Source organism: Pseudomonas tremae, from assembly GCF_001401155.1.
In the GTDB taxonomy this organism is placed as follows: domain Bacteria; phylum Pseudomonadota; class Gammaproteobacteria; order Pseudomonadales; family Pseudomonadaceae; genus Aquipseudomonas; species Aquipseudomonas tremae.
Genome location: NZ_LJRO01000079.1, coordinates 135,444 through 157,761, shown reverse-complemented (window position 1 = coordinate 157,761; position 22,318 = coordinate 135,444). Strand labels below are relative to the sequence as shown.

Below are 22,318 nucleotides of genomic sequence, written 5' to 3'. Positions count from 1 at the left end.
GAGTCAGAAAAAAATTGACCCCATTGGCAGAGCTGATAGATTCATCGACATGTCTGATGACAATAAATGCGAGGGCTTTGCGCCGTGATTCAGTTCCTTTTGAACCAAGAGCTAAAAACCGAGCGCACCCTGAATCCGAACATGACCGTGCTGACCTACCTGCGTGAGCAGGCACACAAGCCCGGTACCAAGGAAGGTTGCGCCAGTGGTGACTGTGGCGCTTGCACTGTGGTGATCGGCGAGCTGCAAAGCGATGCCGACGGTCAGCCACAACTGCGTTACCGCAGTGTCAATTCATGCCTGACTTTCGTCGCCTCCCTGCATGGCAAACAATTGATAAGCGTGGAAGACCTGAAACATCAGGGCCATTTGCACAGTGTGCAGAAGGCAATGGTGGAGTGTCATGGCTCGCAATGTGGCTTCTGCACGCCCGGGTTTGTGATGTCGCTGTTTGCGTTGCAAAAGAACAGTCAGCAGGCCGATGCCCATCAGGTCCATGAAGCCCTGGCCGGTAACCTGTGTCGCTGCACGGGGTATCGTCCGATCCTTGCCGCTGCCGAGCAGGCTTGCGGCGAGCAGTTGCCTGACCAGTTCGATCAACGCGAAGGCCAGACAATCGAGCGCTTGCGCGCGATCACACCTGACAGGACCGGCGAACTGAGCGACGGCGACAAACACTGCCTGATCCCGCTGACCGTGGCTGATCTTGCCGACCTGTATCACACTAACCCAGAAGCTCGCCTGTTAGCGGGCGGCACCGATCTGGCGCTTGAAGTCACGCAACTCCATAAACCGCTGCCCGCCCTGATCTACGTCGGGCACATCGCCGAAATGAAGCGTGTCGAACGCTTCGAGGACCGCCTGGAGATCGGCGCAGCGACGCCACTGACCGATTGCTACACCGCGCTCAAAGCCGAATACCCGGATTTCGGCGAGCTGCTGCAGCGGTTTGCTTCACTGCAGATTCGTAATCAAGGCACGCTGGGCGGCAACATCGGCAACGCTTCGCCCATAGGTGACCCCCCGCCACTGCTGATCGCACTCGGTGCTCGGGTTGTGCTGCGCAAGGGTACTGTTCAACGCACGCTGGCGCTGGAAGATTACTTCATCGATTACAAGGTCACCGCCCGCCAGGCAGGCGAGTTCATCGAACGAATTATCGTCCCGACTGCAAATCCTCGGCACATATTCCGTGCTTATAAGGTATCCAAACGGCTGGACGACGATATTTCCGCAGTTTGTGCGGCGTTTCGCCTGACGATAGAAGATGGCGTGGTAAATGACGCTCGCGTTGCATTTGGCGGCATGGCAGCGATCCCGAAACGCGCAACGGCGTGCGAGCAGGCGCTGACCGGCCAGCCCTGGAACAATGAAACCCTGGAGCGTGCCTGTGCTGCGCTGGGTGACGATTTCACTCCGCTGTCGGACTTCAGAGCCAGCAAGGAGTACCGTTTGCTGAGCGCTCGCAACCTGTTGCGCAAGTATTTCATCGAACTGCAAAAACCAGCCTTTGCGACGCGGGTGACTGACTATGTCTGATCACAACCCGCCGCTGACACAAGCCGACATGCTTGCGCTGTTTCAACAAGGCCTCAGCACCGGCGTCGGTCGTAGCGTAAAGCACGACAGCGCCGACAAGCATGTGTCGGGTGAAGCCGTTTATATCGACGACCGCCTTGAGTTTCCCAATCAGTTGCATGTGTATGCGCGGCTGTCCGACCGCGCCCATGCGCGCATCATCAGCATCGACACATCGCCCTGCTACGCTTTTGCAGGCGTACGAATTGCGATCACCCATGCAGACATTCCGGGCCTGAAGGACATCGGCCCGCTGCTGCCGGGCGACCCGCTGCTGGCCATCGACAAGGTTGAATTCGTCGGCCAGCCGGTGCTTGCCGTTGCTGCACGGGATCTGGACGTAGCACGCCAGGCCGCCATGGCCGCAATCATCGAATACGAAGACCTGGAGCCCGTGCTGGATGTGGTCCAGGCGCTGCGCCAGAAGTATTTTGTGCTCGACAGCCATACCCACAAACGCGGCGACTCTGCAACGGCGCTGCAAGGCGCAACCCATCGCTTGCAAGGCAACCTGCACATCGGTGGTCAAGAGCATTTTTATCTGGAAACCCAGATTTCCTCGGTCATGCCGACTGAGGATGGGGGCATGATTGTCTACTGCTCGACCCAGAACCCTACGGAAATCCAGAAGCTGGTGGCCGAGGTACTGGACGTGCCGATGAACCGCATTGTGGTCGACATGCGGCGCATGGGCGGAGGCTTTGGCGGCAAGGAAACCCAGGCAGCCAGCCCGGCGTGCCTATGCGCGGTGATTGCCCGCCTGACTGGGCAGCCGACCAAGATGCGCCTGCAACGCTTCGAAGACATGCAGATGACCGGCAAGCGCCATCCGTTCTACATCGAGTACGACGTAGGCTTTGATGATGAAGGTCGCTTGCAAGGCATAGAGCTGGACCTGGCAGGCAATTGCGGCTACTCGCCAGACCTGTCGGCCTCGATTGTCGACCGCGCGATGTTCCATGCCGACAACGCTTATTACCTGGGCGAAGCCACGATCAACGGCCATCGCTGCAAGACCCATACGGCCTCGAATACCGCCTACCGCGGCTTCGGTGGCCCACAGGGTATGGTGGCCATCGAAGAGGTCATGGACTGCATCGCCCGCTTCTTGGGCAAGGACCCGCTGGCGGTGCGCAAGGCCAATTACTATGGCAAGACCGAACGCAACGTTACTCATTACTACCAGACCGTCGAGCACAACCTGCTAGAAGAAATGACTGCCGACCTGGAACAAAGCAGCCAGTACGCGGTGCGTCGCGAGGCCATTCGCGCCTTCAACGCCGACAGCCCGATCCTGAAAAAAGGCCTGGCGCTGACCCCGGTCAAGTTTGGCATCTCGTTCACCGCCAGCTTTCTCAACCAGGCGGGCGCGCTGATTCATATATACACCGACGGCAGCATCCACCTGAACCACGGTGGCACCGAGATGGGTCAGGGCTTGAATACCAAGGTCGCGCAGGTCGTGGCAGAAGTGTTTCAGGTCGATATCGACCGCATCCAGATCACTGCCACCAATACTGACAAAGTGCCGAACACCTCGCCGACGGCGGCGTCCAGCGGTACCGACCTGAATGGCAAAGCGGCGCAGAATGCTGCCGAAATCCTCAAGCAGCGGCTGATCGAGTTTGCAGCGCGGCATCATGAGGTGGCAGAAACCGAGGTCGAGTTTCGAAATGGCCATGTGCGGATCGGCGACATGGTCCTGCCCTTTGCCGAGCTGGCTCAGTTGGCGTGGATGGGCCAGGTGTCGCTGTCCAGCACCGGTTACTACAAGACGCCGAAGATTTTCTATGACCGCAGTCGGGCGCGTGGCCGGCCGTTCTATTACTACGCGTTCGGGGCCGCCTGCGTCGAGGTGATCGTCGACACCCTGACCGGTGAATACAAGACCTTGCGCACTGACATCCTCCACGATGTGGGTGCGTCGCTGAACCCGGCCATCGACATCGGTCAGGTCGAAGGCGGCTATATCCAGGGCGCTGGCTGGCTGACCACCGAGGAGCTGGTGTGGAATGACAAGGGCAAGCTGATGACCAGCGGCCCGGCCTCTTACAAGATCCCCGCGGTTGCCGACATGCCGCTGGACTTGCGCGTCAAGCTGGTCGAAAACCGCAAGAATCCGGAAGACACCGTGTTCCACTCCAAGGCCGTGGGCGAACCGCCGTTCATGCTCGGCATTGCCGCCTGGTGTGCAATCAAGGATGCAGTGGCGAGCCTGGGAGACTATCGTCATCAGCCGAACATCGATGCCCCGGCGACTCCGGAAAAAGTGCTCTGGGGCTGTGAGCAGATGCGTCGAAACAGCGATCCGCGTCGCTCAACAAACGGGCGTTCCGAGCCGATCGTTGCCAGCGCCGCACAGGCCTCTACGCGAGCAAGCGAAGCGTCGTCTTCAGATGTCCCGGATTCCCCTGTGGGGGCGAGCTTGCTCGCGAAGGCGCCCGGCCTGGATCACTCCGTTCTGGAGCAGAAATGACTGACTGGATCAGCGCCCTGGCCGAGCTACAGGCCCGCAGCGAACCTGGCATTCTAGTGACGATCATCGAAGAGCTGGGCTCGACGCCACGCAACGCCGGCTCGAAAATGGTGGTTTGCGCCGAGCGCATCTACGACACCATCGGTGGCGGGCATCTGGAATACAAGGCCATGGAAATCGCCAGGGAGATGCTTGCCAATGGCACCCGGCAGACCCGCCTGGAACGCTTCAATCTGGGTGCAAGCCTGGGTCAGTGTTGCGGCGGCGTGAACGTGCTGTTGTTTGAGCCGATGGGCGAACCGGTTGCGCAGATCGCCGTATTCGGCGCGGGGCATGTCGGTCGCGCGCTGGTGCCGTTGCTGGCCACTCTGCCCTGCCGAGTACGCTGGATCGATAGCCGTGAGCACGAATTTCCCGATCCGATGCCGGACGGTGTGCTGAAAATCGTCAATGACGAGCCGGTCGATGAAGTGGCGCAGTTGCCTGTCGGCACTTACTGCATCGTCATGACTCACAATCATCAGCTCGACCTGGAACTGGCCGCCGCCATTCTGAAGCGTGCAGACTTCGGCTACTTCGGGCTGATCGGTTCGAAAACCAAACGCGTCAAATTCGAGCATCGGCTGCGTGAACGGGGCTTTGACGCCAGCCTGCTGCAGCGCATGCGTTGCCCGATGGGCCTGGCCGAGGTCAAAGGCAAATTGCCCGTGGAAATAGCCGTGTCCATCGCAGCCGAGGTCATCGCGACCTACAATGTCAGCTTTGGCCAGCCAAGTGCCAATGTGAAACCTATCGCCAGATTGCTGCCCGCCTCGCGGCGCAGCCAGTCGCAATGAGATTGCCATGAGTTCAGTTGTCAACCGCAAAGCCTACCGCGCCGCCATCGTCCACAGCATCGCCGACCCGGCGCAAGTGACCAGCGATGCTTCATATGAGTATTTTGCCGATGGGTTGCTGGTGGTCGAAGACGGAAAGATCGTCTCGGTGGGCCATGCGGCTGATCTGCTCGACAGCCTCGGCAGTGATGTCGAGCTGGTCGAATATCAGGACGCCCTGATCACACCGGGCTTCATCGATACCCACATTCACTTGCCGCAAACTGGCATGATCGGCTCCTACGGTGAGCAATTGCTCGACTGGCTCAATACCTACACGTTCCCCTGCGAAAGCCAGTTCGCTGACGCCGAGCATTCAGCGCAGGTGGCAGACATCTTCATCAAGGAACTGCTGCGCAACGGCACCACCACGGCGCTGGTGTTCGGCAGCGTCCACAAGGAGTCGGTGGAGGCGTTTTTCAGCGCAGCGCAGGCACTTGACCTGCGCATGATCGCCGGCAAGGTCATGATGGACCGCAATGCACCGAACTATCTGGTCGATACACCAGAATCCGGTTATGCCGACAGCAAGGCGCTGATCGAGCGCTGGCACGGCAAGGGTCGCCTGAGCTACGCAGTCACCCCGCGCTTCGCGCCGACCAGCAGCCCGGAGCAGTTGAGCCTGGCCGGCCAGTTGCTGACCGAATACCCCGGCCTGTACATGCAGACCCACATCAGCGAAAACCTTCAGGAGATCGAGTGGGTCAAGGCCCTGTTCCCCGAGCGCAAGCACTATCTGGACGTCTACGATCACTTCAACCTGTTGAGCGAACGCTCGGTGTTTGCCCACGGTGTACACCTGTGCGACGAACAGTGCGCGCGACTGGCGCAGGCTGGCTCGGCTATCGCATTCTGCCCCACCTCCAACCTGTTTCTGGGCAGCGGCCTGTTCAACCTGCCGATGGCCGAGAAGCACAAGATCAACGTCGGCATGGGTACTGACGTGGGGGGCGGAACCAGCTTTTCGATCTTGCAGACACTTAATGAAGCCTACAAGGTCATGCAGATGCAGGGCGCACGACTGAGCCCTTTAAAGTCGCTGTATCTGGCGACACTGGGCGGCGCACGCGCGCTGCGTCTGGAAGACAAGGTCGGCAGCCTCAAGCCTGGCAACGAGGCCGACTTCCTGATACTGGATTACAACGCCACGCCGCTGCTGTCGTACAGACTGAAACAGGCGAAAGACATTGAAGAGATTCTGTTCGTACTGATGACGATTGGCGATGACCGGACGGTGAAGCAGACCTGGTCGGGTGGACGACTGGTGCATGACCGAGGTTGAACCGAGTGCGATTGGCTATCGTGCCAATGGGCTGGCATGCATTTCTGGCCGCTCTGCGTCCGGTCTTAAGCGTGAGGAACGAGAGGTTTGCGGATAAGCAGCCTCAACGCACCGGTCTTTTTCTGCTCAGTACATGCGAGAACACGGCGTGCAGGTCATCCGAAGCGCTGCTTTCGTCGAGGTTGAGTTTGCTGCTGATGTGGTCCATGTGATGCATCATCAGCTCGACTGCCAGCGGCGCGTCGCGTGCTTCGATCGCGTCGATCAACTGGTTGTGTTCGTCGTATGAGCAGTGCGTGCGGTCGCCGGTTTCATACTGGGCAATGATCAGCGATGTCTGCGACACCAGGCTGCGCTGAAAACTGATCAACGGTGCGTTCTTCGCCGCCACCGCCAGTTGCAGATGAAACTCGCCGGACAGGCGAATACCGGCCCCCCGATCACCGCGAGCAAAGCTGTCGCGCTCGTCGCTGACCATCTGCCGCAGTTCGGCCAGTTGCCTGGCAGTGGCGTGTTCGACAGCCAGTTCGGTAATGGCCTGCTCGACCATGCGCCGGGCGAAGAACACCTGACGTGCCTCTTCAACACTGGGGCTGGCAACCACTGCGCCGCGATTGGGACGCAGCAGCACGACACCTTCATGGCCCAGCCGCGACAGCGCACGGCGAATGATGGTGCGGCTGACTCCGAATATCTCACCCAGCGCCTCTTCGCTCAGCCGGGTGCCCGGCGCCAGGCGCTGCTCGAGGATTGCATCGAAAATATGTTCATAAACGATATCGTCCTGAGTAACGCTGCGACCGCTGTCGAGGCTGCGCGGCTGTTTCTTGAGAGGCAGGGACTGATCGTTCATGAAGGCTCGTGCGAAGAGGTTACGGCGTCGGTGCTGGCGCATTGTACACAGGGCAGCCACAGCGGCGGCTCAGGAAACGCGCCTGTAAAAAAGCCCGCAGTGTGGGGCGGGCAAGAGGTCAGCTGCCTCTGTAGGTCGAGTAGCTGTAAGGCGAGATTAGCAGCGGAACGTGAAAGTGTTCCTGACCTGCATCAATGCCGAAGCGCAGCACTACTTCATCGAGAAATGCAGGCTCGTTCAGCGTCACGCCTCGCGCGCGGTAGTAATCGCCCGCCTGAAAGTGCAGTTGATAAACGCCAGACCGGTAATCATCGCCTTGCAGCAAAGCCGCGTCACAGCGTCCGTCACTATTAGTCGCGACGCTGACGATGTGCAGCAGTTGCTGATCTTCAACCCGATACAAGTCAATACGGATGCCACTGCCCGGACAGCCATGTGCGGAGTCCAGCACGTGTGTGGTCAATTTGCCCAAAACTTCGCCCCTTGCATCCCGTGAGTGTGAAAAAGCGCACCAATGAAGTGCCCGGCATCGTTCAATTGCAACCGATTAAGACAGTTTTGAAAAATCCTGTACACCCAAAAATGATCAAGACGCTTCGAACACCTTCCCCCGACAACCGGGAAAAGCCGACTTCAGCGAAGCCAAGGAAAATTATCAGGTTTTTTGGTTTTAACTGACCAGTCAGGCAGGTTTCTTGCTTTAGTGTCTGTCAATGATGCCGCCCTGGTGAAGAAAAGTTCAGAGTTACAACCAGCAAAACAAATTGTATACAATCTTTACCCTGCACTGCCTCGCCTGCTTCTGGCATTGCACTTGATATCACGCACATAAGGAAGCTTGCAGTGAGCGCTGACTACCCACGCGACCTGATCGGTTACGGCAGCAACCCGCCTCACCCTCGATGGCCGGGCAATGCGCGCATCGCTTTGTCTTTCGTGCTGAATTACGAGGAAGGTGGCGAGCGCAACGTCCTGCATGGCGACAAGGAATCCGAAGCCTTTCTGTCCGAGATGGTCGCTGCGCAGCCACTGCAAGGCCAGCGCAACATGAGCATGGAGTCGCTGTACGAGTACGGCAGTCGTGCTGGCGTTTGGCGCATTCTCAAGCTGTTCAGGCAGCTCGATATTCCCCTGACCATCTTCGCCGTCGCCATGGCGGCGCAGCGTCACCCGGACGTGATCCGCACGATGGTCGCTGACGGTCATGAAATCTGCAGCCACGGCTATCGCTGGATCGACTATCAGAACATGGACGAGGCCGAGGAGCGGGAACACATGCGCCAGGCGATTCAGATCCTGACCGAGATCAGCGGCGAACGTCCGCTGGGCTGGTACACCGGGCGCACCGGACCGAACACGCGGCGGCTGGTCATGGAAGAAGGCGGCTTTCTCTACGATTGCGACACCTACGACGACGACCTGCCCTACTGGGAGCCGAACAACCCAACCGGCAAAGCTCATCTGGTGATCCCCTACACGCTGGACACCAATGACATGCGCTTCACCCAGGTGCAGGGCTTCAACAATGGCGAGCAGTTTTTTCAGTATTTGAAAGACGCTTTCGACGTGCTGTATGCCGAAGGTGACGACGCGCCGAAGATGCTTTCCATCGGTTTGCATTGTCGCCTCATAGGCCGCCCCGCGCGCCTTGCCGCCCTCAAACGCTTCATCGAATACGCCAAAAGCCACGAGCAGGTCTGGTTCGCTCGACGCGTCGATATCGCACGCCACTGGCACAGTGAACATCCCTTTACTGACAAGGCGGCACTATGAACGCGTTACCGCATTTGAAACCATCGACTCTGAGCCGCGACGCATTTGTAGCAACATTCGCCGATATCTACGAGCACTCACCCTGGATTGCGCAACAGGCGTTTGACCAGGGCGCAGGCCCGGAGCTTGATCAGCTCGACACACTGCATGCACGCATGAGCGATATCCTGCTGCGTGCCACCCACGAGCAGCAACTTGCGCTGATCAATGCTCACCCGGACCTGGCAGGCAAGGCTGCCGTCCGGGGCGAGCTGACTCAGGCGAGTACCGATGAGCAGGCGGGTGCAGGGATCCACCTATGCACGCCTGAAGAGTTTCAGCGTTTTACCGAGCTGAACGAAGCTTACAAGGCGCGCTTCGGCTTTCCGTTCATCATGGCGGTCAAGGGCAGCGACAGACACAGGATTCTCGCGGCGTTCGAGCAACGCATCCACCACTCGCCCGAGGCCGAGTTCGCTTGTGCCTTGGCCGAGATCAATAAGATCGCACTGTTTCGTCTACAGGCGCTTCAAGCGTCGCAGTCATAACCGTATTCAGAAGGCAGACAAAAAGCATGAAAGTTTACGCCGCACCGTTCGAGAAGTTCGTGAACCTGGCCGACGCACGCCTGGGCACAAAGATCCTGTCGGTCACCGATGACTGGTTCGCTGATGCCAATCGACTGTTCCAGCCAACTCCCGCGGTCTGGAAAGAAGGTGTGTTCGACGACAACGGCAAATGGATGGATGGTTGGGAATCGCGTCGCAAGCGTTTCGAAGGCTATGACAGCGCGGTGATTCGCCTGGGCGTGGCAGGCACGATAAAAGGCGTGGACATCGACACCTCGTTCTTCACCGGAAACTTCCCGCCTTCGGCTTCGCTGGAAGCGTGTTTTCTAGCCGCTGGCGAACCGGACGAAAACACTGCGTGGACCGAAGTGCTGCCGTCGGTAGAACTGCAAGGCAACAGCCACCACTATCACGAGATCAGTCACGATCAGCCATTCAGCCATTTGCGCTTCAACATCTACCCTGATGGTGGCGTAGCGCGCCTGCGGGTGTACGGCGTGCCGCATCGCGATTGGTCGAAAGTCAGCGAAGACGAACAGATCGACCTGGTTGCCGCGCTCAATGGCGGCCGTTCAATTGCCTGCTCGGACGAGCATTACGGCAGCATGAGCAACATCCTCAACCCGGGCCGTGGCGTGAATATGGGCGACGGCTGGGAAACCGCACGCCGTCGTACACCGGGCAACGACTGGGTCATCGTGGCGCTAGGGCATCAGGGCGAAGTCGAAAAAGTCATCGTCGACACCCTGCACTTCAAGGGCAACTACCCGGACAGCTGCTCGATTCAGGGCGCCCTGGTCAAGGGTGGCACCGACAACCAGATAGAAACTCAGAGCCTGTTCTGGCGCGAACTGCTGCCAAGCCAGAAGCTGACCATGCACGCCGAGCACGAGTTCGCCGAGCAGATCAAAGCCATCGGCCCGATCACCCACATCCGCCTGAACGTATTCCCGGACGGCGGTGTGAGCAGGCTGCGGGTGCTGGGCAAGGTGTCCAGATAAAACGCAACGGGAGGCAGCAACAGGCAAAAGACATTCCCGCGCTCTGCGTGGGAATGCAGTTCTGGACGCTCTGCGTCCGATCCAGGATGTGTGGTTGTGCGTAGAGTCGTGACGCCGGGCATTGGCACGATAGCCATGAGTATGAACATGCAAATGACTAACTCCGAAACCATTAAAGAAGAATCCGCATGCGCAAACTGACAATCGAGCCACTGACCAAGGAAGCCTTTGCGCCATTCGGTGATGTCATCGAAACCGACGGCAGCGATCACTTCATGATCAACAACGGTTCGACCATGCGCTTTCATCGTCTGGCCGAGGTTGAGACGGCGCAACCGGATGACAAAGCGATCATCAGCATTTTCCGCGCCCAGGCGCTGCAGATGCCGTTGACCATCGGCATGCTGGAGCGCCACCCATTGGGCAGCCAGGCGTTCATCCCGCTGCTCGGCAAGCCCTTTCTGATCGTGGTCGCGCCGGTTGGCGACGCGCCTGAGCCAGAGCTGACGCGCGCCTTCGTCACAAACGGCAGACAGGGCATCAATTACCATCGAGGCGTCTGGCACCATCCGGTACTGACGATCGAAAAACAGGATGACTTTCTGGTGGTTGATCGCAGTGGCTCCGGCAACAACTGCGACGAACATTACTTTGTCGAGAGCCAGCGGCTGGTGCTCGACCCAAACCCGCTGGAAGGGTAAGAACCGTGCTGGCACATCTGATGGAATGGCTGAACCTGGGCGTGCGCTGGATTCACATGATTGTGGGTGTCGCCTGGATCGGCGCATCGTTCTACTTCGTCTGGCTCGAGAACAACCTCAATCGCAGCAACCCTCGTGACGGGCTGTCGGGCGACCTGTGGGCGATCCACGGCGGCGGCATCTATCACTTGGAAAAATACAAGCTTGCGCCACCGACCATGCCGGAGAACCTGCACTGGTTCAAATGGGAAGCCTATTCAACCTGGCTGTCGGGGGTTGCACTGCTGTGTGTGGTGTTTTACGCCAACCCGACACTGTACCTGCTGGCACCTGGTAGCAGCCTGAGCGGTGCCGAAGGCGTGCATATCGGTCTGGGTTCGTTGTTCGTTGGCTGGTTTGTCTACAGCTTTCTGTGCGACTCGCCACTGGGCAAACGCCCCGCGCTGCTGGGCGTAGTGCTGTTTGTGCTGCTGGTCGCGGCAGCCTACGGTTTCAGCAAGATATTCAGCGGCCGTGGTGCCTATCTGCACGTGGGCGCGATCATGGGCACCATCATGGTCGGTAACGTGTTTCGCATCATCATGCCGGCGCAACGCGCATTGGTGGCCGCCATTGCCGAGAACCGCACCCCGGACCCAAGCCTGCCGGCCAAGGGCCTGCTGCGTTCGCGGCACAATAATTACTTCACCCTGCCGGTGCTGTTCATCATGATCAGCAACCATTTTCCAAGTACTTATGGCAGTCAGTACAACTGGCTGATCCTGGCCGGTATCGCGCTGCTGGCTGTGCTGGTGCGGCACTATTTCAATACACGGCATGACAGTCACCGATTCGCCTGGACCCTGCCGGTCGCCGCGCTGGGCATGCTTTGCCTGGCGTATGTCACAGGCCCCGAACAACCGTCCGCGAAGATCGTCTACCAGCCGCTGCCGGGTACCGCCGTGGGCGGTCACCGGGCCGACGAGAAGCCTGCAGAAGCGGTGGCTCCGGCCGTCCAGGCAGAACCTGCCAAGGTTGCCGATGCGGATTTCACCAAGGTGCATGAGGTAATCCAGCAACGCTGCTCGGTCTGCCACTCGGCCAACCCCACCAGCCAACTGTTCAGCGTCGCCCCGGCAGGGGTAATGTTCGATACGCCCGAGCAGATCCGGCAACAGGCACCCCGCATCAAGGCACAAGCGATTACCGCGCCCATCATGCCGCTGGGCAATATCACTCAGATGACCCAGCAGGAGCGTGATCTGGTAGGTGCATGGATCGATCAGGGCGCGCACATCAACTGACCCAATCAGGCGTTTGCCCTGTTTTCGCTCCAGGCGCCCTGCCCTGAAGCACTTGAGCTGGGTGATGCGAGTCAGTATCCTCCGCCGCCGCTGCGAAACTGCACCTTCACCTGCCCTTACATTGAATGTGCCCGGACAGCCAACTGGCTGACTGAGCACTCAGGGCCCTGTCGGCTTGAAAAACCACTTAAAACCGACACTCTCAGCATCGGCCTGGAGATTAGTTGAATTTTTTCATGGGTTGGCGCAGCTCTTGCTAACAACATAAAACTGACCAGACAGACAAATTATCGCTCCACCAGACAAGGCGTCACTTACAGAACGCCAGTCTGCAAAATCATGATCCATATCAAGGGACCCACCGCATGAACCGTACGTTTTCCAGCGTGTTACTGGCCAGCAGTCTGCTGTCCGCCGCACCCGTCATGGCAGGGGATATCTTCCAGTGGCAGAGCAATAGCCTCACCTATCTCAATGGACGAGACTTTGCTGTGAATCCGGAAAATCAGCAGACTTTCACATTCGAGCATGCGGACAGCTGGAAATACGGCGATAACTTCTTCTTCGTCGACAAGATCTTCTACAACGGCAAGAAAGACGCAACGGCTGGCGATAACACCTACTACGGCGAGTTCTCGCCACGGCTGTCGCTGGGCAAGATCTTTGGTCAGAAGTTTGAATTCGGGCCGATCAGCGATGTGTTGATCGCTGCAACTTACGAGTTTGGTGAAGGCGATAACGAGTCGTACCTTATCGGTCCGGCCTTTGACTTGAAAATCCCGGGCTTCGACTACTTCCAGCTGAACTTCTACCAGCGCCAGACCGAAGGCAATCGGCCGGGTGACGGCGTATGGCAGATTACTCCAGTCTGGTCCTACACCATTCCCGTCGGTAAATCGGACGTGCTGATCGACGGGTTCATGGACTGGGTGGTGGACAATGACAAGACCTCACGTGGCACTTACCACTCCAACCTGCACTTCAACCCGCAGATCAAGTATGACCTCGGCAAAGCACTGAACTACCCGGAACGCCAGCTCTATGTCGGTATCGAGTACGACTACTGGACCAACAAATACGGCATCAAGGATACAAGCTCCTTTGATACCGATCAGAACACCGCGAGCTTACTGGTGAAAGTGTTTTTCTAAGTAAGTGACCGAGTGATACATACCTCTTGAGATACGCGTAGAACGGGCATCTACCCGGAGGGCGGGGGGCGTAGGAGCTTCAGGAGGTTACGACGGCTGCGATGGGCTGCGAAGCGGCCCTGAAAACAGTTTTACTGCCGGTTCCCGGCAGATCGCGGACAAGTCCGCTCCTACAAAAATAAAGAGGTCGCGGACAAGCGATGCATCGCCCGGTCCGCGCCCACAACCTGCCTCTGTCACGACGCCCCTTACGGTTACTCCCTCGCCGCTTTCCAGAGCTTGCCGATCAGTGTCACGACCAACACCAGCACCGCACCGGCAATAATCCCTGCGACAGCATCGATCAGCGTCGGAACAACCAGCGACAGACCGCCTACAGCACCCTCCGCCGCTTCCGTCACGCCTTCGACCCAATGGTGAACGAACGGCAGGCCGTGAACCAGAATCCCGCCACCGACCATGAACATGGCCGCAGTACCGACGATCGACAACACCTTCATCAGCACCGGTGCCAGCCATAACAAGGCACCGCCGACCTTCTGCGCAGCCACGCTTGCGGTCTTTTTCAGGTACAGACCCAAGTCGTCAAGCTTGACGATACCGGCCACCAGGCCATAGACCCCGACGGTAATCAATACCGCAACAATAACCAGCACGCCGACCTGGTCCATGAACGGACGGGCCGAGACAACGCCCAATGCCAGCACGATGATTTCTGCCGAAAGAATGAAGTCAGTGCGAATCGCACCCTTGATGCGCTCCTTCTCGAACGCGACCATGTCCACTGATGCATCTGTAGCCGCTTGCTTGCGTTGGTCGTGTTCCTCACCGGTTTCAGGATGCAGCCATTTATGGGCAATCTTTTCGAAACCTTCGAAACACAGAAACGCGCCACCGACCATCAGCAGCGGCAGAATCGCCCAGGGCGCGAAGGCGCTGATCAACAACGCGGCTGGCACCAGAATCGCCTTGTTGAGCAATGAACCTTTGGCGACCGCCCACACCACCGGCAGCTCACGGTCCGCCGTCACGCCGGTGACTTGCTGGGCATTGAGGGCCAAGTCATCGCCCAGCACGCCTGCGGTCTTTTTGGTGGCCAATGCCACGTCATCCAGCAGGGTCGCAATATCGTCAAGCAGGGTAAGCAAGCTTCCAGCAGCCAAAATGAAAATCCTTGAGCAAATAAAAAGAAACGGCTTTATTGAATCACGCACCGGCGTCAATCGTGTTGCATCAACCAACTCTGACCCTTGTCAGACGCGAACGTTTGACGCTGACAATGCCAGGCCAGAAACTCCCGGTCTGTCAAATCGGCAAATGCGTGGTCGACAACACCTGACGCAGGCCCATGAACGAACGGATCTGCCTGACGCCCGGCAAGTACAGCAACTGTTCGGCATGCAGGCGGTTGAAACTCTGGCTGTCTTTAGTGCGCAGCAGCATGAAGTAGTCGAACTCGCCGGTGACCACATGAAACTCCATGCAGCCGGAGACTTTCTGCGCTGCTGCTTCAAATTGTGCAAACGAGTCCGGCGTGGAGCGATCCAGCACTACGCCGATCAGCACCACCATGCCTGCATCAAGTACATCGCCGTTGAGCAGCGCGACAACACCTTTGATGACCCCTGCCTCCTTCAACCGTTCGACACGCCGCAAGCAGGCTGGCGGGCTCAGTTTGACCTTCTCGGCAAGTGCGACATTGGAAATCGAGGCGTCACGCTGCAGCGTCTTCAGGATAGCGCGGTCGATCCTGTCCAGCAGCGGCGCCATAACGGCACCGGACTTCCTGGCACTTTCATTTATTGCTTTCATTATTTATTTCACAGAATAAAAACAGGTTTGCTGGCAAAGACACTAACCATAATTTTGCAGATATACAATTCTTTGCAACCACGATTACCGGGGGATTTTCTATGATGTGAGCCATGCCAAGCACACCGTTCAAACGTCGAACCTCAAAACTTCGATGCCTGGATCAACTCATCAACGGAGACCCGACATGAACCTCAGCAAGTTCAAACGCTACCCTCTGACTTTCGGCCCTTCACCCATTACCCCTCTGAAACGCTTGAGCGAGCACTTGGGTGGCAAGGTCGAGTTGTATGCCAAGCGTGAAGACTGCAACAGCGGCCTGGCATTTGGCGGCAACAAGACCCGCAAGCTGGAATACCTGGTGCCTGAAGCCATCGAAGGTGGGTACGACACGCTGGTGTCCATAGGCGGCATCCAGTCCAATCAGACTCGTCAGGTGGCGGCTGTCGCGGCGCATCTGGGCATGAAATGCGTGCTGGTGCAGGAGAACTGGGTCAATTATTCCGATGCGCTGTATGACCGGGTCGGCAATATCGAAATGTCGCGCATCATGGGCGCCGATGTGCGCCTGGACTCGGCCGGCTTTGACATCGGCATCCGCCCGAGCTGGGAAAAAGCCATGGCCGACGTGGTTGAAAGCGGCGGCAAACCGTTCCCGATTCCCGCTGGTTGCTCCGAGCATCCCTACGGCGGGCTGGGTTTTGTGCGCTTTGCCGATGAAGTGCGTCAGCAGGAAGAAGAACTGGGCTTCAAGTTCGACTATATCGTGGTCTGCTCGGTGACCGGCAGCACCCATGCAGGCATGCTGGTCGGCTTCGCTGCCGATGGCCGTGCGCAGCGAGTCATCGGTATCGATGCCTCGGCCAAGCCGGACAAAACCCGCGAACAAATCCTGCGCATTGCTCAAAACACCGCAAAGCTGGTCGAGCTTGGCCGTGAAATCACCGCCGAAGACGTGGTACTCGACACCCGCTACGCCTACCCCGAATACGGCCTGCCCAACGAAGGCACCCTGCAAGCCATACGCCTCTGCGCCAGACTCGAAGGCGTACTGACAGATCCGGTCTACGAAGGCAAATCCATGCACGGCATGATCGACATCGTGCGCAACGGCGAATTCCCCGAAGGCTCGAAAGTGCTCTACGCACACCTCGGCGGCGTCCCGGCGCTGAATGCGTATAGCTCTTTGTTCAAGGACGGTTGAGGCGCACTCGCGCCCAGCTTAAACCCGAAAATGCTTCTGCATCGCCTGCGCCAGCAGACTCACGGCCTCATCTGTCTTTGACGCGGGCGATCGCAGAAAGACGATTTCATGCTCGGCGATATCGGGGAGGTCATCGAGCAGCCGCATGGCATCGCTGACCGCGCCTCGATCAATGAGGCTGATCGCCAGCCCCGCCTCGACGCATGCCTTGATCGCCTGATTGGACGGGCTTTCAAGTACCACACGGGCCTTGCGGCCATTCTGGTCCGCCGGTGACGATGCTCTGGGCGTGGGCGATGTTCGGTGAGCCGCTGTCCTGACAGATAGCCGGAGGCATGGCGGTTTCGGGGTTTGGGGTGTGGATGGTTGTGCGGGCAGAAGCCCGACAGAGTGCCTCGTGACGGCGTCACGAGGCACTCTGTTTTGGAAGGTTAAATCCTGAAGCGCGCAACCATGCTCTGCAGATCGCTGCCCAAGCGGGCCAGTTCGACTGTCGACGCTGCGCTCTGCTCGGTCGCAGAGGCCGACTGATCGGCGATGTCGCGAACACTCAATACGCTGCGGTTGATTTCGTCCGTCACCGAGCTTTGTTGCTCGGCGGCAGCGGAAATCTGTTGGCTCATCTGTTCAATAGTACTGATTGACTGGTTGATCTCCACCAGTGCCTGTTCAGCCTGGCGGGCCAGAACCACAGTACCTTCGGTGCGTTGCAGGCTGGCGTCCATCAGGCCCGAAGCGGCGCCGGTGCCTTGTTGCAAGGTCAGGATCAGCGCTTCGATTTCAGTGGTCGAGTTCTGAGTACGCTGGGCCAGCGAGCGAACTTCGTCGGCTACTACCGCAAAACCACGGCCCTGTTCACCGGCACGTGCAGCCTCGATGGCCGCGTTGAGTGCCAGCAGGTTGGTCTGTTCGGCGACAGCTTTGATCACGTCGATGACACTGCCGATCTTGCCACTGTCTTCAGTCAGACGCTGCATGGCCTCACCGAGCTGCTTCACTTCACCGGCCAGTTGACCGATTTCACGTGTAGCGTGCTGCACCACACTGCTTCCGTGGGCCGCACGCTCGCTGGCTTGCTTGGCCGCCCGCGAAGCATCTTCGGTATTGCGCGCCACTTCCTGCACGGTGGAAGCCATCTGGTTCATGGCGGTCGCCACCTGATCCACTTCGGTCTTCTGCAAGGAAACACCGGCACTGGTCTGCTCACTCACGGCAGACAACTCCTCGGCCGCTGTAGCAATTTGAGTGATACCGTTGCCGATACCACCGATCAGACTGCGCAGGGAAACGGTCATGTGCTGCATGGTGTTCTGCAACAGGCCCAGTTCGTCCTGACGGGTCGTGCTGATGTCATGAGTCAGATCACCGTCGGCGATACGACGCGCGGCGATGACTGTGTCATTCAATGGCGCGGTGATCTGGCGGGTGATCACGAATGCAGCAAAAATGCCGATCAGCAGCACGACCACCGCCACACTCAACAGCTGCATGACAGCAGTGTCCTGCTCTTTTTTGGCACTGATTACCTGCTGGGTCGCCAAATCGTCTGCACGAGCAGCGGTCGCAACAGACTGCTGTTGCAAATTGCCTCGTATCTGGTCGGTCTGCTGAAGCATTTCCGAGATCGAAGTCATCAGCACTTTGTATTGTTTTAATGCAGCCAGCGCAGCATCTACTGAGGCATTCGCCTCGACAGGCAACTGGCTGCGGGCGGCACCCACCTGAGCGATCAACGCGTCAGCCGCGTTATAAGTGGCCTGACGATTATCAGCAGAAGGGATACTCAGGTAGCGACGAAATACCAAACGGAAATTAGTCATGCCATTGCGCAGGTCGCCAGCGATCTTGACCTGTTTGATGCCGGTTTCATCCGGCACACGCAAGGTGTCGTCAATGGTCTTGTTCAGCAGGTTCTCGAAAGTGGCACTGACATCATCGGACACTTTGATGATGGGTTTCAGCGCATCATCGACTTTCTGGTTGATGCTGACCAACTGTTCGAACGTCTGCTTCAGCCCGCCGACTTGCTCCTTGATGCCTCGCAGTTTTTCCAGGTTGCTCGACACCACAAATACCCGCAGCCCATCATCGACGCTGCGATTCAGCGTATCCAGTGCGCTTGAGTAAGTCTGCACACCTGCTGGGCTAGGGCCTGTGGCGTAGGCTTGTGCAGCGATACGCGCGCTCAAAACGTCAGCCTTGATCTCGGCGACCTTGCTACTTTTGCCCATGCGTTCGATCAACAGGTTAGTGCTGGAGTAACCGATGGCCGTCACCGTCAATACACCCAGCAAAATAGCCGCGAAGCCCAGCCCGAGCTTCTTGCTGACTTTCAAGTTGTCCAACCATTTTGCGCTCATTACGTGTGTGCCTTTGATTTTTCGTGATTCCTGTGAATCGGCGCAGCGCAGGTTAACTTGATAGCTTTATTGAGATTGATTAAGCAGACAACTGCAGACAGGTGCCGTGCACACCCCGTATTCAGGGCCGCTACCGGCCTCATTAAGATTTATTTATCTGACCTGAAACACATGTTTCAGATGACCGGTGGCAGGGAGACATACGCCCGGACCGCTTCAAATTTGCAGCAAACGCATGAACGTCATTTTGCTCACCATCATTAATACAATCACGAACATGCCTGAAAAACCGGCAATGCCGAGCCAGAACCATAGACGGTAAAGCGCTTGAAACTGATCATTGATGAGTGCGCCTGCCTTGACAGCGTCCTCGGCCATTCGCTGAAGACGATGTTGCAGAATCAGCACGGGTAACCACAACATGCCTACGCAGACAAAAATGATCAGGGACGTAATGATCCAGTCAGTCAAAAGCGACATGCCCGCCAGACGGGCCATCGCATAGCCGGTGATGATCTGAACAAAACCTGCCGGTGTGGTAATCCACGCGTCGAAGCGCACCACCGTTCTAGCAACATGAGCAATGACCACCGGATTACCACTCCTGCTCGCCGCAATCAGATAGAGGTAGGAGCCCATGCCAAAGCCGAACAGGAAAATCGCCGCGATGACGTGCAGGTATTTCAGGCCGATATAAAGCAACGTCAGACCCCCGCAGGCTCAAAATGCACATCGAGGCAAATGTCTGACGGCTCGTTGATCGCCGCCAGGTACTCGTCAACGCTGACCTCCCCGACACAGGCACGCGCCCCTGGCTGCGGACGATAGCCAGCTGCCATTTTTATACTCAGGGCGACGGCGGCGCAGCTGGGGATTTCGGGGCCTTTGTCGTTGAGCGCGGTCAATTGCGCACGCATCTGCAGCGGTCGACCGTCTAGCCCCTCTCCGTCGACATCGATATACATGGCGCTTTTTCGATCACCCAGATGTTCGAAGCGGGTCCCCCAGCGGTGCAAGCGCACCGCCCACGGCGCAGGGTCGCGGACCAGTCCAAGACGAACGGCCAACGCCAGCAACCAGGTCGCAATCACACCCGATTTGAGCCCCGAACCCGCCTTGAAACTCAGGCTCTGCGCCGCATAACGCGTGGCAAAGACATCGATATCCGGCGCATCGACATTGGCCAGCAAGCGAGTGCCCATGCCAGGCAAGCGCCGCAGGGTCAAATCCATCCAGCCGGACACCTCATGCACTTGGCCAGCCTTGAGCTGCCTGATGGGCTTGCCAGCGTAGGCCAGCACGCCAAGCACGGTGGAAACCCCAGGCATTTTCGCTGCCGACGAGATGCCGTGCGCTATCGAATCGATGCGCAGAAAACGTTGACGATGCTGGTCGATGATTGCTGCCGAGAGCGTGGGCACCGAACTGCACCCGCTCAGCAGGCTGACACCCGCCTCGCGAGCGGCAGTGTCGAGGGCGGAAATGCCGGAGACGAAGGTCCGGCAGTCCGACAGGTCGCAGTAATTGACCCCGGCATCGATGCAATGCTGCGCCACTGCGTAGGACTGTCCCTGAAAAGGCCCGGCCGTATGAATCACCAGATCAATGCCCAGCCTCCGAAGAGACTCGCTATTGCCAGCCTGCATGATATCGACGCACCAGCTCTGGCAGGCGTTGCCACCATGCGTCTGCAATTCGGCGAGCTGCGTTGCCAGCTTGTGGCTGTCACGACCTGAAGTAACCAGCTCGATACCCGGCGTGTTCACCAGATGGTTGCAGATCAGCCTGCCGAAGTTGCCGTAGCCACCGATGACCAATACCCGAAATGCCATTTATCGTCCCTGACGTCCTGAAAATAAGATGGGCCCATGCTGCCGAGCGTCATAGCAATGGAATTTGCGTGCATTATTGATCATTGGGTGCAGGCCGGGTAAAAAACCCTGTGCCTTTTCTGATCCTTCAAGGAGCAATGGATGCTGGAGTTAAACACCGAGCGGCTTTATCTGCGGACGATGGTCGTTGACGACTGGCCGCTGTTCCTCAGGCTGCACTCGGAACCGCAGACCATGCAATATGTGTTCGGTGAAATCGAAGAGGAACAGATCCGCAAAGGTTTCAATCACCGGCTGCCTGAGTGGGGGCCTGAGTCAGAGCACTGGCTGTGCCTGGTGGTCATCGACAGGCACAGCGGCGTGGAGCTGGGTGTCAGCGGCTTTCGCATCATGTCGCCACGGCATGCGGAAGTGGGTTACCTGTTGTTGCCTGAGCACCAGGGCAAGGGATATGGCACCGAGTCGCTGCGCGCAGTCATCGACTATGCCGCCGCCATCGGGCTCGACTCACTGGAGTCGACCGTGACCGACGGCAACATCGCCTCGTGCAAAGTGATGGATAAATGCGGTTTCACCCTGGAACGCCGCGTGCCGCATGCTTATCAGATCGGCGAGCAATGGTTCGATGATCTGATCTACGACCTGCAACTCCGGGCCTGAAACCCGGTGCCCGGCCAGCCTGCCTCACGCCGTGGGCCGGCCGCCCAGAATCGTGACCCGCTCGCCATAGCGCGAGTGTGGAAAGTAGTCCCAGACGGCATGGTGCTGGGTGCAGCGATTGTCCCAGAACACCAGCGTATTGGGTGCCCAGCGCACTCGGCAACTGAGGCTCGGTTCGCGAGCGATCAAGTCATAAAGCATGTTCAGCAGGGTCCGGCTCTCGTCAGCGGACAATTGCACAATGTGCGAGGTGAACCCGGAATTGACGAACAGGGTCGGTCGCCCGGTCTCTGGATGGCGGACGACTACCGGATGCTCGCTCTTGGGTAGATTGGCGGGCGGCGTGTAGCCTTTCCAGGGAATTTCGCCGTCATGAATGGCGGTCAGCTGGCCGAGAAACTGCTGCATGGCAGGCGAGAGCATTTCAATCGCCAGGTGCATGTTGGCGAACAGCGTATCGCCGCCAGTGCCGATCGCGGGCGTCTCTTTGACATACAGCATCGAGCCCATCGAAGGCTCCGCATCGGCCGTACCGTCGGTGTGCCACAACTCACCGGCGACAAAACGTGACTGGGCATTGGCGCGCACCACGACCAGTTCAGCATCATCGCCGTCGATATCTTCGACCGGCAAGGCCCGCAGCGGGCCGAACAGGCGACCGAACGCTTTATGCTGCTCCACCGTCATGTGCTGATCGCGAAACACCAGCACATGATTCTCGAGAAACGCCCTGCGGATTTCCGCCAGCTGTGCCTCTTGCAGCGGTTGCGACAGATCGACACCGCTGACCTCGGCACCGATGATCGGCGTCAGACGCTCCACGGTAATGCTGTGGTAAGGCGCACGCACGGCGCCGGCGATTTTCTCGATAGCCTTGAGAGCCAGTTGATCCATGTCCCCTCACCTTCCTGTTATTGGCATGGCTTTTC

20 protein-coding genes and 3 pseudogenes are annotated in these 22,318 nt (G+C 58.3%); 13 read left to right on the top strand and 10 right to left on the bottom strand.

What is annotated here, in order from left to right; all coding sequences use genetic code 11:
- Window positions 1–84: 84 nt before the first annotated feature.
- From xdhA to guaD, 4 genes are read left to right on the top strand one after another with little or no spacing between them, the layout of a single operon-like run.
- Window positions 85–1,539, top strand: a complete 1,455-nt coding sequence (xdhA, locus tag ALO43_RS06245) for a xanthine dehydrogenase small subunit (protein WP_054997269.1) — start codon at window positions 85–87, stop codon at window positions 1,537–1,539.
- Entirely contained in the window at window positions 1,532–4,054 is a 2,523-nt protein-coding gene (gene xdhB, locus ALO43_RS06240; RefSeq protein ID WP_054997252.1) for a xanthine dehydrogenase molybdopterin binding subunit, read from the top strand. Before xdhA ends, xdhB begins: the two co-directional genes overlap by 8 nt.
- Window positions 4,051–4,890: a xanthine dehydrogenase accessory protein XdhC gene (xdhC, locus tag ALO43_RS06235; RefSeq protein ID WP_005890732.1), complete on the top strand. Its 840-nt coding sequence runs from the start codon at window positions 4,051–4,053 to the stop codon at window positions 4,888–4,890. Before xdhB ends, xdhC begins: the two co-directional genes overlap by 4 nt.
- A gap of 7 nt (window positions 4,891–4,897) precedes the next feature.
- Window positions 4,898–6,211 carry a guanine deaminase gene (guaD, locus tag ALO43_RS06230; protein ID WP_005890730.1) on the top strand — a complete coding sequence of 438 codons (1,314 nt, stop codon included), beginning with the start codon at window positions 4,898–4,900 and terminating at the stop codon, window positions 6,209–6,211.
- Between the two features lie 103 nt (window positions 6,212–6,314).
- Here the strand turns inward: guaD and ALO43_RS06225 are convergent, their stop codons facing one another.
- A complete protein-coding gene (locus ALO43_RS06225) occupies window positions 6,315–7,064 on the bottom strand; it encodes a GntR family transcriptional regulator (RefSeq protein ID WP_005890728.1) in 750 nt (249 codons plus the stop codon).
- A gap of 118 nt (window positions 7,065–7,182) precedes the next feature.
- Window positions 7,183–7,536, bottom strand: coding sequence for a hydroxyisourate hydrolase (gene uraH / locus ALO43_RS06220; RefSeq protein WP_005890726.1), 354 nt, complete (start codon window positions 7,534–7,536; stop codon window positions 7,183–7,185).
- A gap of 371 nt (window positions 7,537–7,907) precedes the next feature.
- On the opposite strand from uraH, the gene puuE reads away from it, so the two are divergent.
- The 6 genes from puuE to ALO43_RS06190 all read left to right on the top strand — a co-directional run bounded on the left by puuE (window position 7,908) and on the right by ALO43_RS06190 (window position 13,521).
- Window positions 7,908–8,837 (top strand): allantoinase PuuE, encoded by a 930-nt coding sequence (gene puuE / locus ALO43_RS06215; protein WP_005890724.1) that lies wholly within the window; start codon window positions 7,908–7,910, stop codon window positions 8,835–8,837.
- On the top strand, window positions 8,834–9,364 hold the full coding sequence (gene uraD / locus ALO43_RS06210; protein WP_005890721.1) for a 2-oxo-4-hydroxy-4-carboxy-5-ureidoimidazoline decarboxylase: 531 nt from the start codon (window positions 8,834–8,836) through the stop codon (window positions 9,362–9,364). Before puuE ends, uraD begins: the two co-directional genes overlap by 4 nt.
- A 26-nt stretch (window positions 9,365–9,390) precedes the next feature.
- Window positions 9,391–10,386, top strand: a complete 996-nt coding sequence (gene alc, locus ALO43_RS06205; RefSeq protein ID WP_005890716.1) for an allantoicase — start codon at window positions 9,391–9,393, stop codon at window positions 10,384–10,386.
- Window positions 10,387–10,574: 188 nt separating this feature from the next.
- Window positions 10,575–11,087: an ureidoglycolate lyase gene (locus ALO43_RS06200; protein ID WP_005890713.1), complete on the top strand. Its 513-nt coding sequence runs from the start codon at window positions 10,575–10,577 to the stop codon at window positions 11,085–11,087.
- A 5-nt stretch (window positions 11,088–11,092) separates the two neighbouring features.
- The gene (locus tag ALO43_RS06195; protein WP_005890709.1) at window positions 11,093–12,370 is read left to right on the top strand and encodes a urate hydroxylase PuuD; all 1,278 of its coding nucleotides are present in this window, start codon (window positions 11,093–11,095) and stop codon (window positions 12,368–12,370) included.
- 365 nt (window positions 12,371–12,735) lie between these two features.
- The gene (locus ALO43_RS06190) at window positions 12,736–13,521 is read left to right on the top strand and encodes an outer membrane protein OmpK (protein WP_024671122.1); all 786 of its coding nucleotides are present in this window, start codon (window positions 12,736–12,738) and stop codon (window positions 13,519–13,521) included.
- A gap of 254 nt (window positions 13,522–13,775) precedes the next feature.
- Here the strand turns inward: ALO43_RS06190 and ALO43_RS06185 are convergent, their stop codons facing one another.
- Both ALO43_RS06185 and ALO43_RS06180 read right to left on the bottom strand, forming a co-directional pair.
- Entirely contained in the window at window positions 13,776–14,684 is a 909-nt protein-coding gene (locus ALO43_RS06185; protein ID WP_024668849.1) for a DUF808 domain-containing protein, read from the bottom strand.
- A 142-nt stretch (window positions 14,685–14,826) separates the two neighbouring features.
- Entirely contained in the window at window positions 14,827–15,333 is a 507-nt protein-coding gene (locus tag ALO43_RS06180; RefSeq protein WP_024668850.1) for an Lrp/AsnC family transcriptional regulator, read from the bottom strand.
- Window positions 15,334–15,520: 187 nt separating this feature from the next.
- On the opposite strand from ALO43_RS06180, the gene ALO43_RS06175 reads away from it, so the two are divergent.
- A complete protein-coding gene (locus tag ALO43_RS06175; protein ID WP_054997251.1) occupies window positions 15,521–16,537 on the top strand; it encodes a 1-aminocyclopropane-1-carboxylate deaminase in 1,017 nt (338 codons plus the stop codon).
- Between the two features lie 18 nt (window positions 16,538–16,555).
- Here ALO43_RS06175 and ALO43_RS06170 read toward each other — a convergent pair.
- Window positions 16,556–16,798 (bottom strand): annotated as a pseudogene (locus tag ALO43_RS06170) (LysR substrate-binding domain-containing protein); the annotation flags it as partial.
- Window positions 16,799–16,803: 5 nt separating this feature from the next.
- Here ALO43_RS06170 and ALO43_RS29970 point away from each other — a divergent pair.
- A pseudogene (locus ALO43_RS29970) lies at window positions 16,804–16,938 on the top strand (EamA/RhaT family transporter); the annotation flags it as partial.
- A gap of 30 nt (window positions 16,939–16,968) precedes the next feature.
- Here ALO43_RS29970 and ALO43_RS32055 read toward each other — a convergent pair.
- The 4 genes and pseudogenes from ALO43_RS32055 to ALO43_RS06155 all read right to left on the bottom strand — a co-directional run bounded on the left by ALO43_RS32055 (window position 16,969) and on the right by ALO43_RS06155 (window position 20,729).
- Window positions 16,969–17,673 (bottom strand): methyl-accepting chemotaxis protein, encoded by a 705-nt coding sequence (locus tag ALO43_RS32055; RefSeq protein WP_371906700.1) that lies wholly within the window; start codon window positions 17,671–17,673, stop codon window positions 16,969–16,971.
- A 201-nt stretch (window positions 17,674–17,874) separates the two neighbouring features.
- Window positions 17,875–18,768, bottom strand: a pseudogene (locus ALO43_RS32050) (methyl-accepting chemotaxis protein); the annotation flags it as partial.
- A gap of 345 nt (window positions 18,769–19,113) precedes the next feature.
- The gene (locus ALO43_RS06160) at window positions 19,114–19,599 is read right to left on the bottom strand and encodes a DUF2269 family protein (protein ID WP_005890687.1); all 486 of its coding nucleotides are present in this window, start codon (window positions 19,597–19,599) and stop codon (window positions 19,114–19,116) included.
- Window positions 19,600–19,601: 2 nt separating this feature from the next.
- Window positions 19,602–20,729, bottom strand: coding sequence for a saccharopine dehydrogenase family protein (locus ALO43_RS06155; RefSeq protein WP_005890685.1), 1,128 nt, complete (start codon window positions 20,727–20,729; stop codon window positions 19,602–19,604).
- Window positions 20,730–20,870: 141 nt separating this feature from the next.
- Here ALO43_RS06155 and ALO43_RS06150 point away from each other — a divergent pair, with 141 nt between their 5' ends.
- A complete protein-coding gene (locus tag ALO43_RS06150; RefSeq protein ID WP_005890683.1) occupies window positions 20,871–21,389 on the top strand; it encodes a GNAT family N-acetyltransferase in 519 nt (172 codons plus the stop codon).
- Window positions 21,390–21,413: 24 nt separating this feature from the next.
- Here ALO43_RS06150 and ALO43_RS06145 read toward each other — a convergent pair whose 3' ends face one another.
- The gene (locus ALO43_RS06145; protein WP_024668855.1) at window positions 21,414–22,283 is read right to left on the bottom strand and encodes a TauD/TfdA dioxygenase family protein; all 870 of its coding nucleotides are present in this window, start codon (window positions 22,281–22,283) and stop codon (window positions 21,414–21,416) included.
- Between the last annotated feature and the right edge of the window lie 35 nt (window positions 22,284–22,318).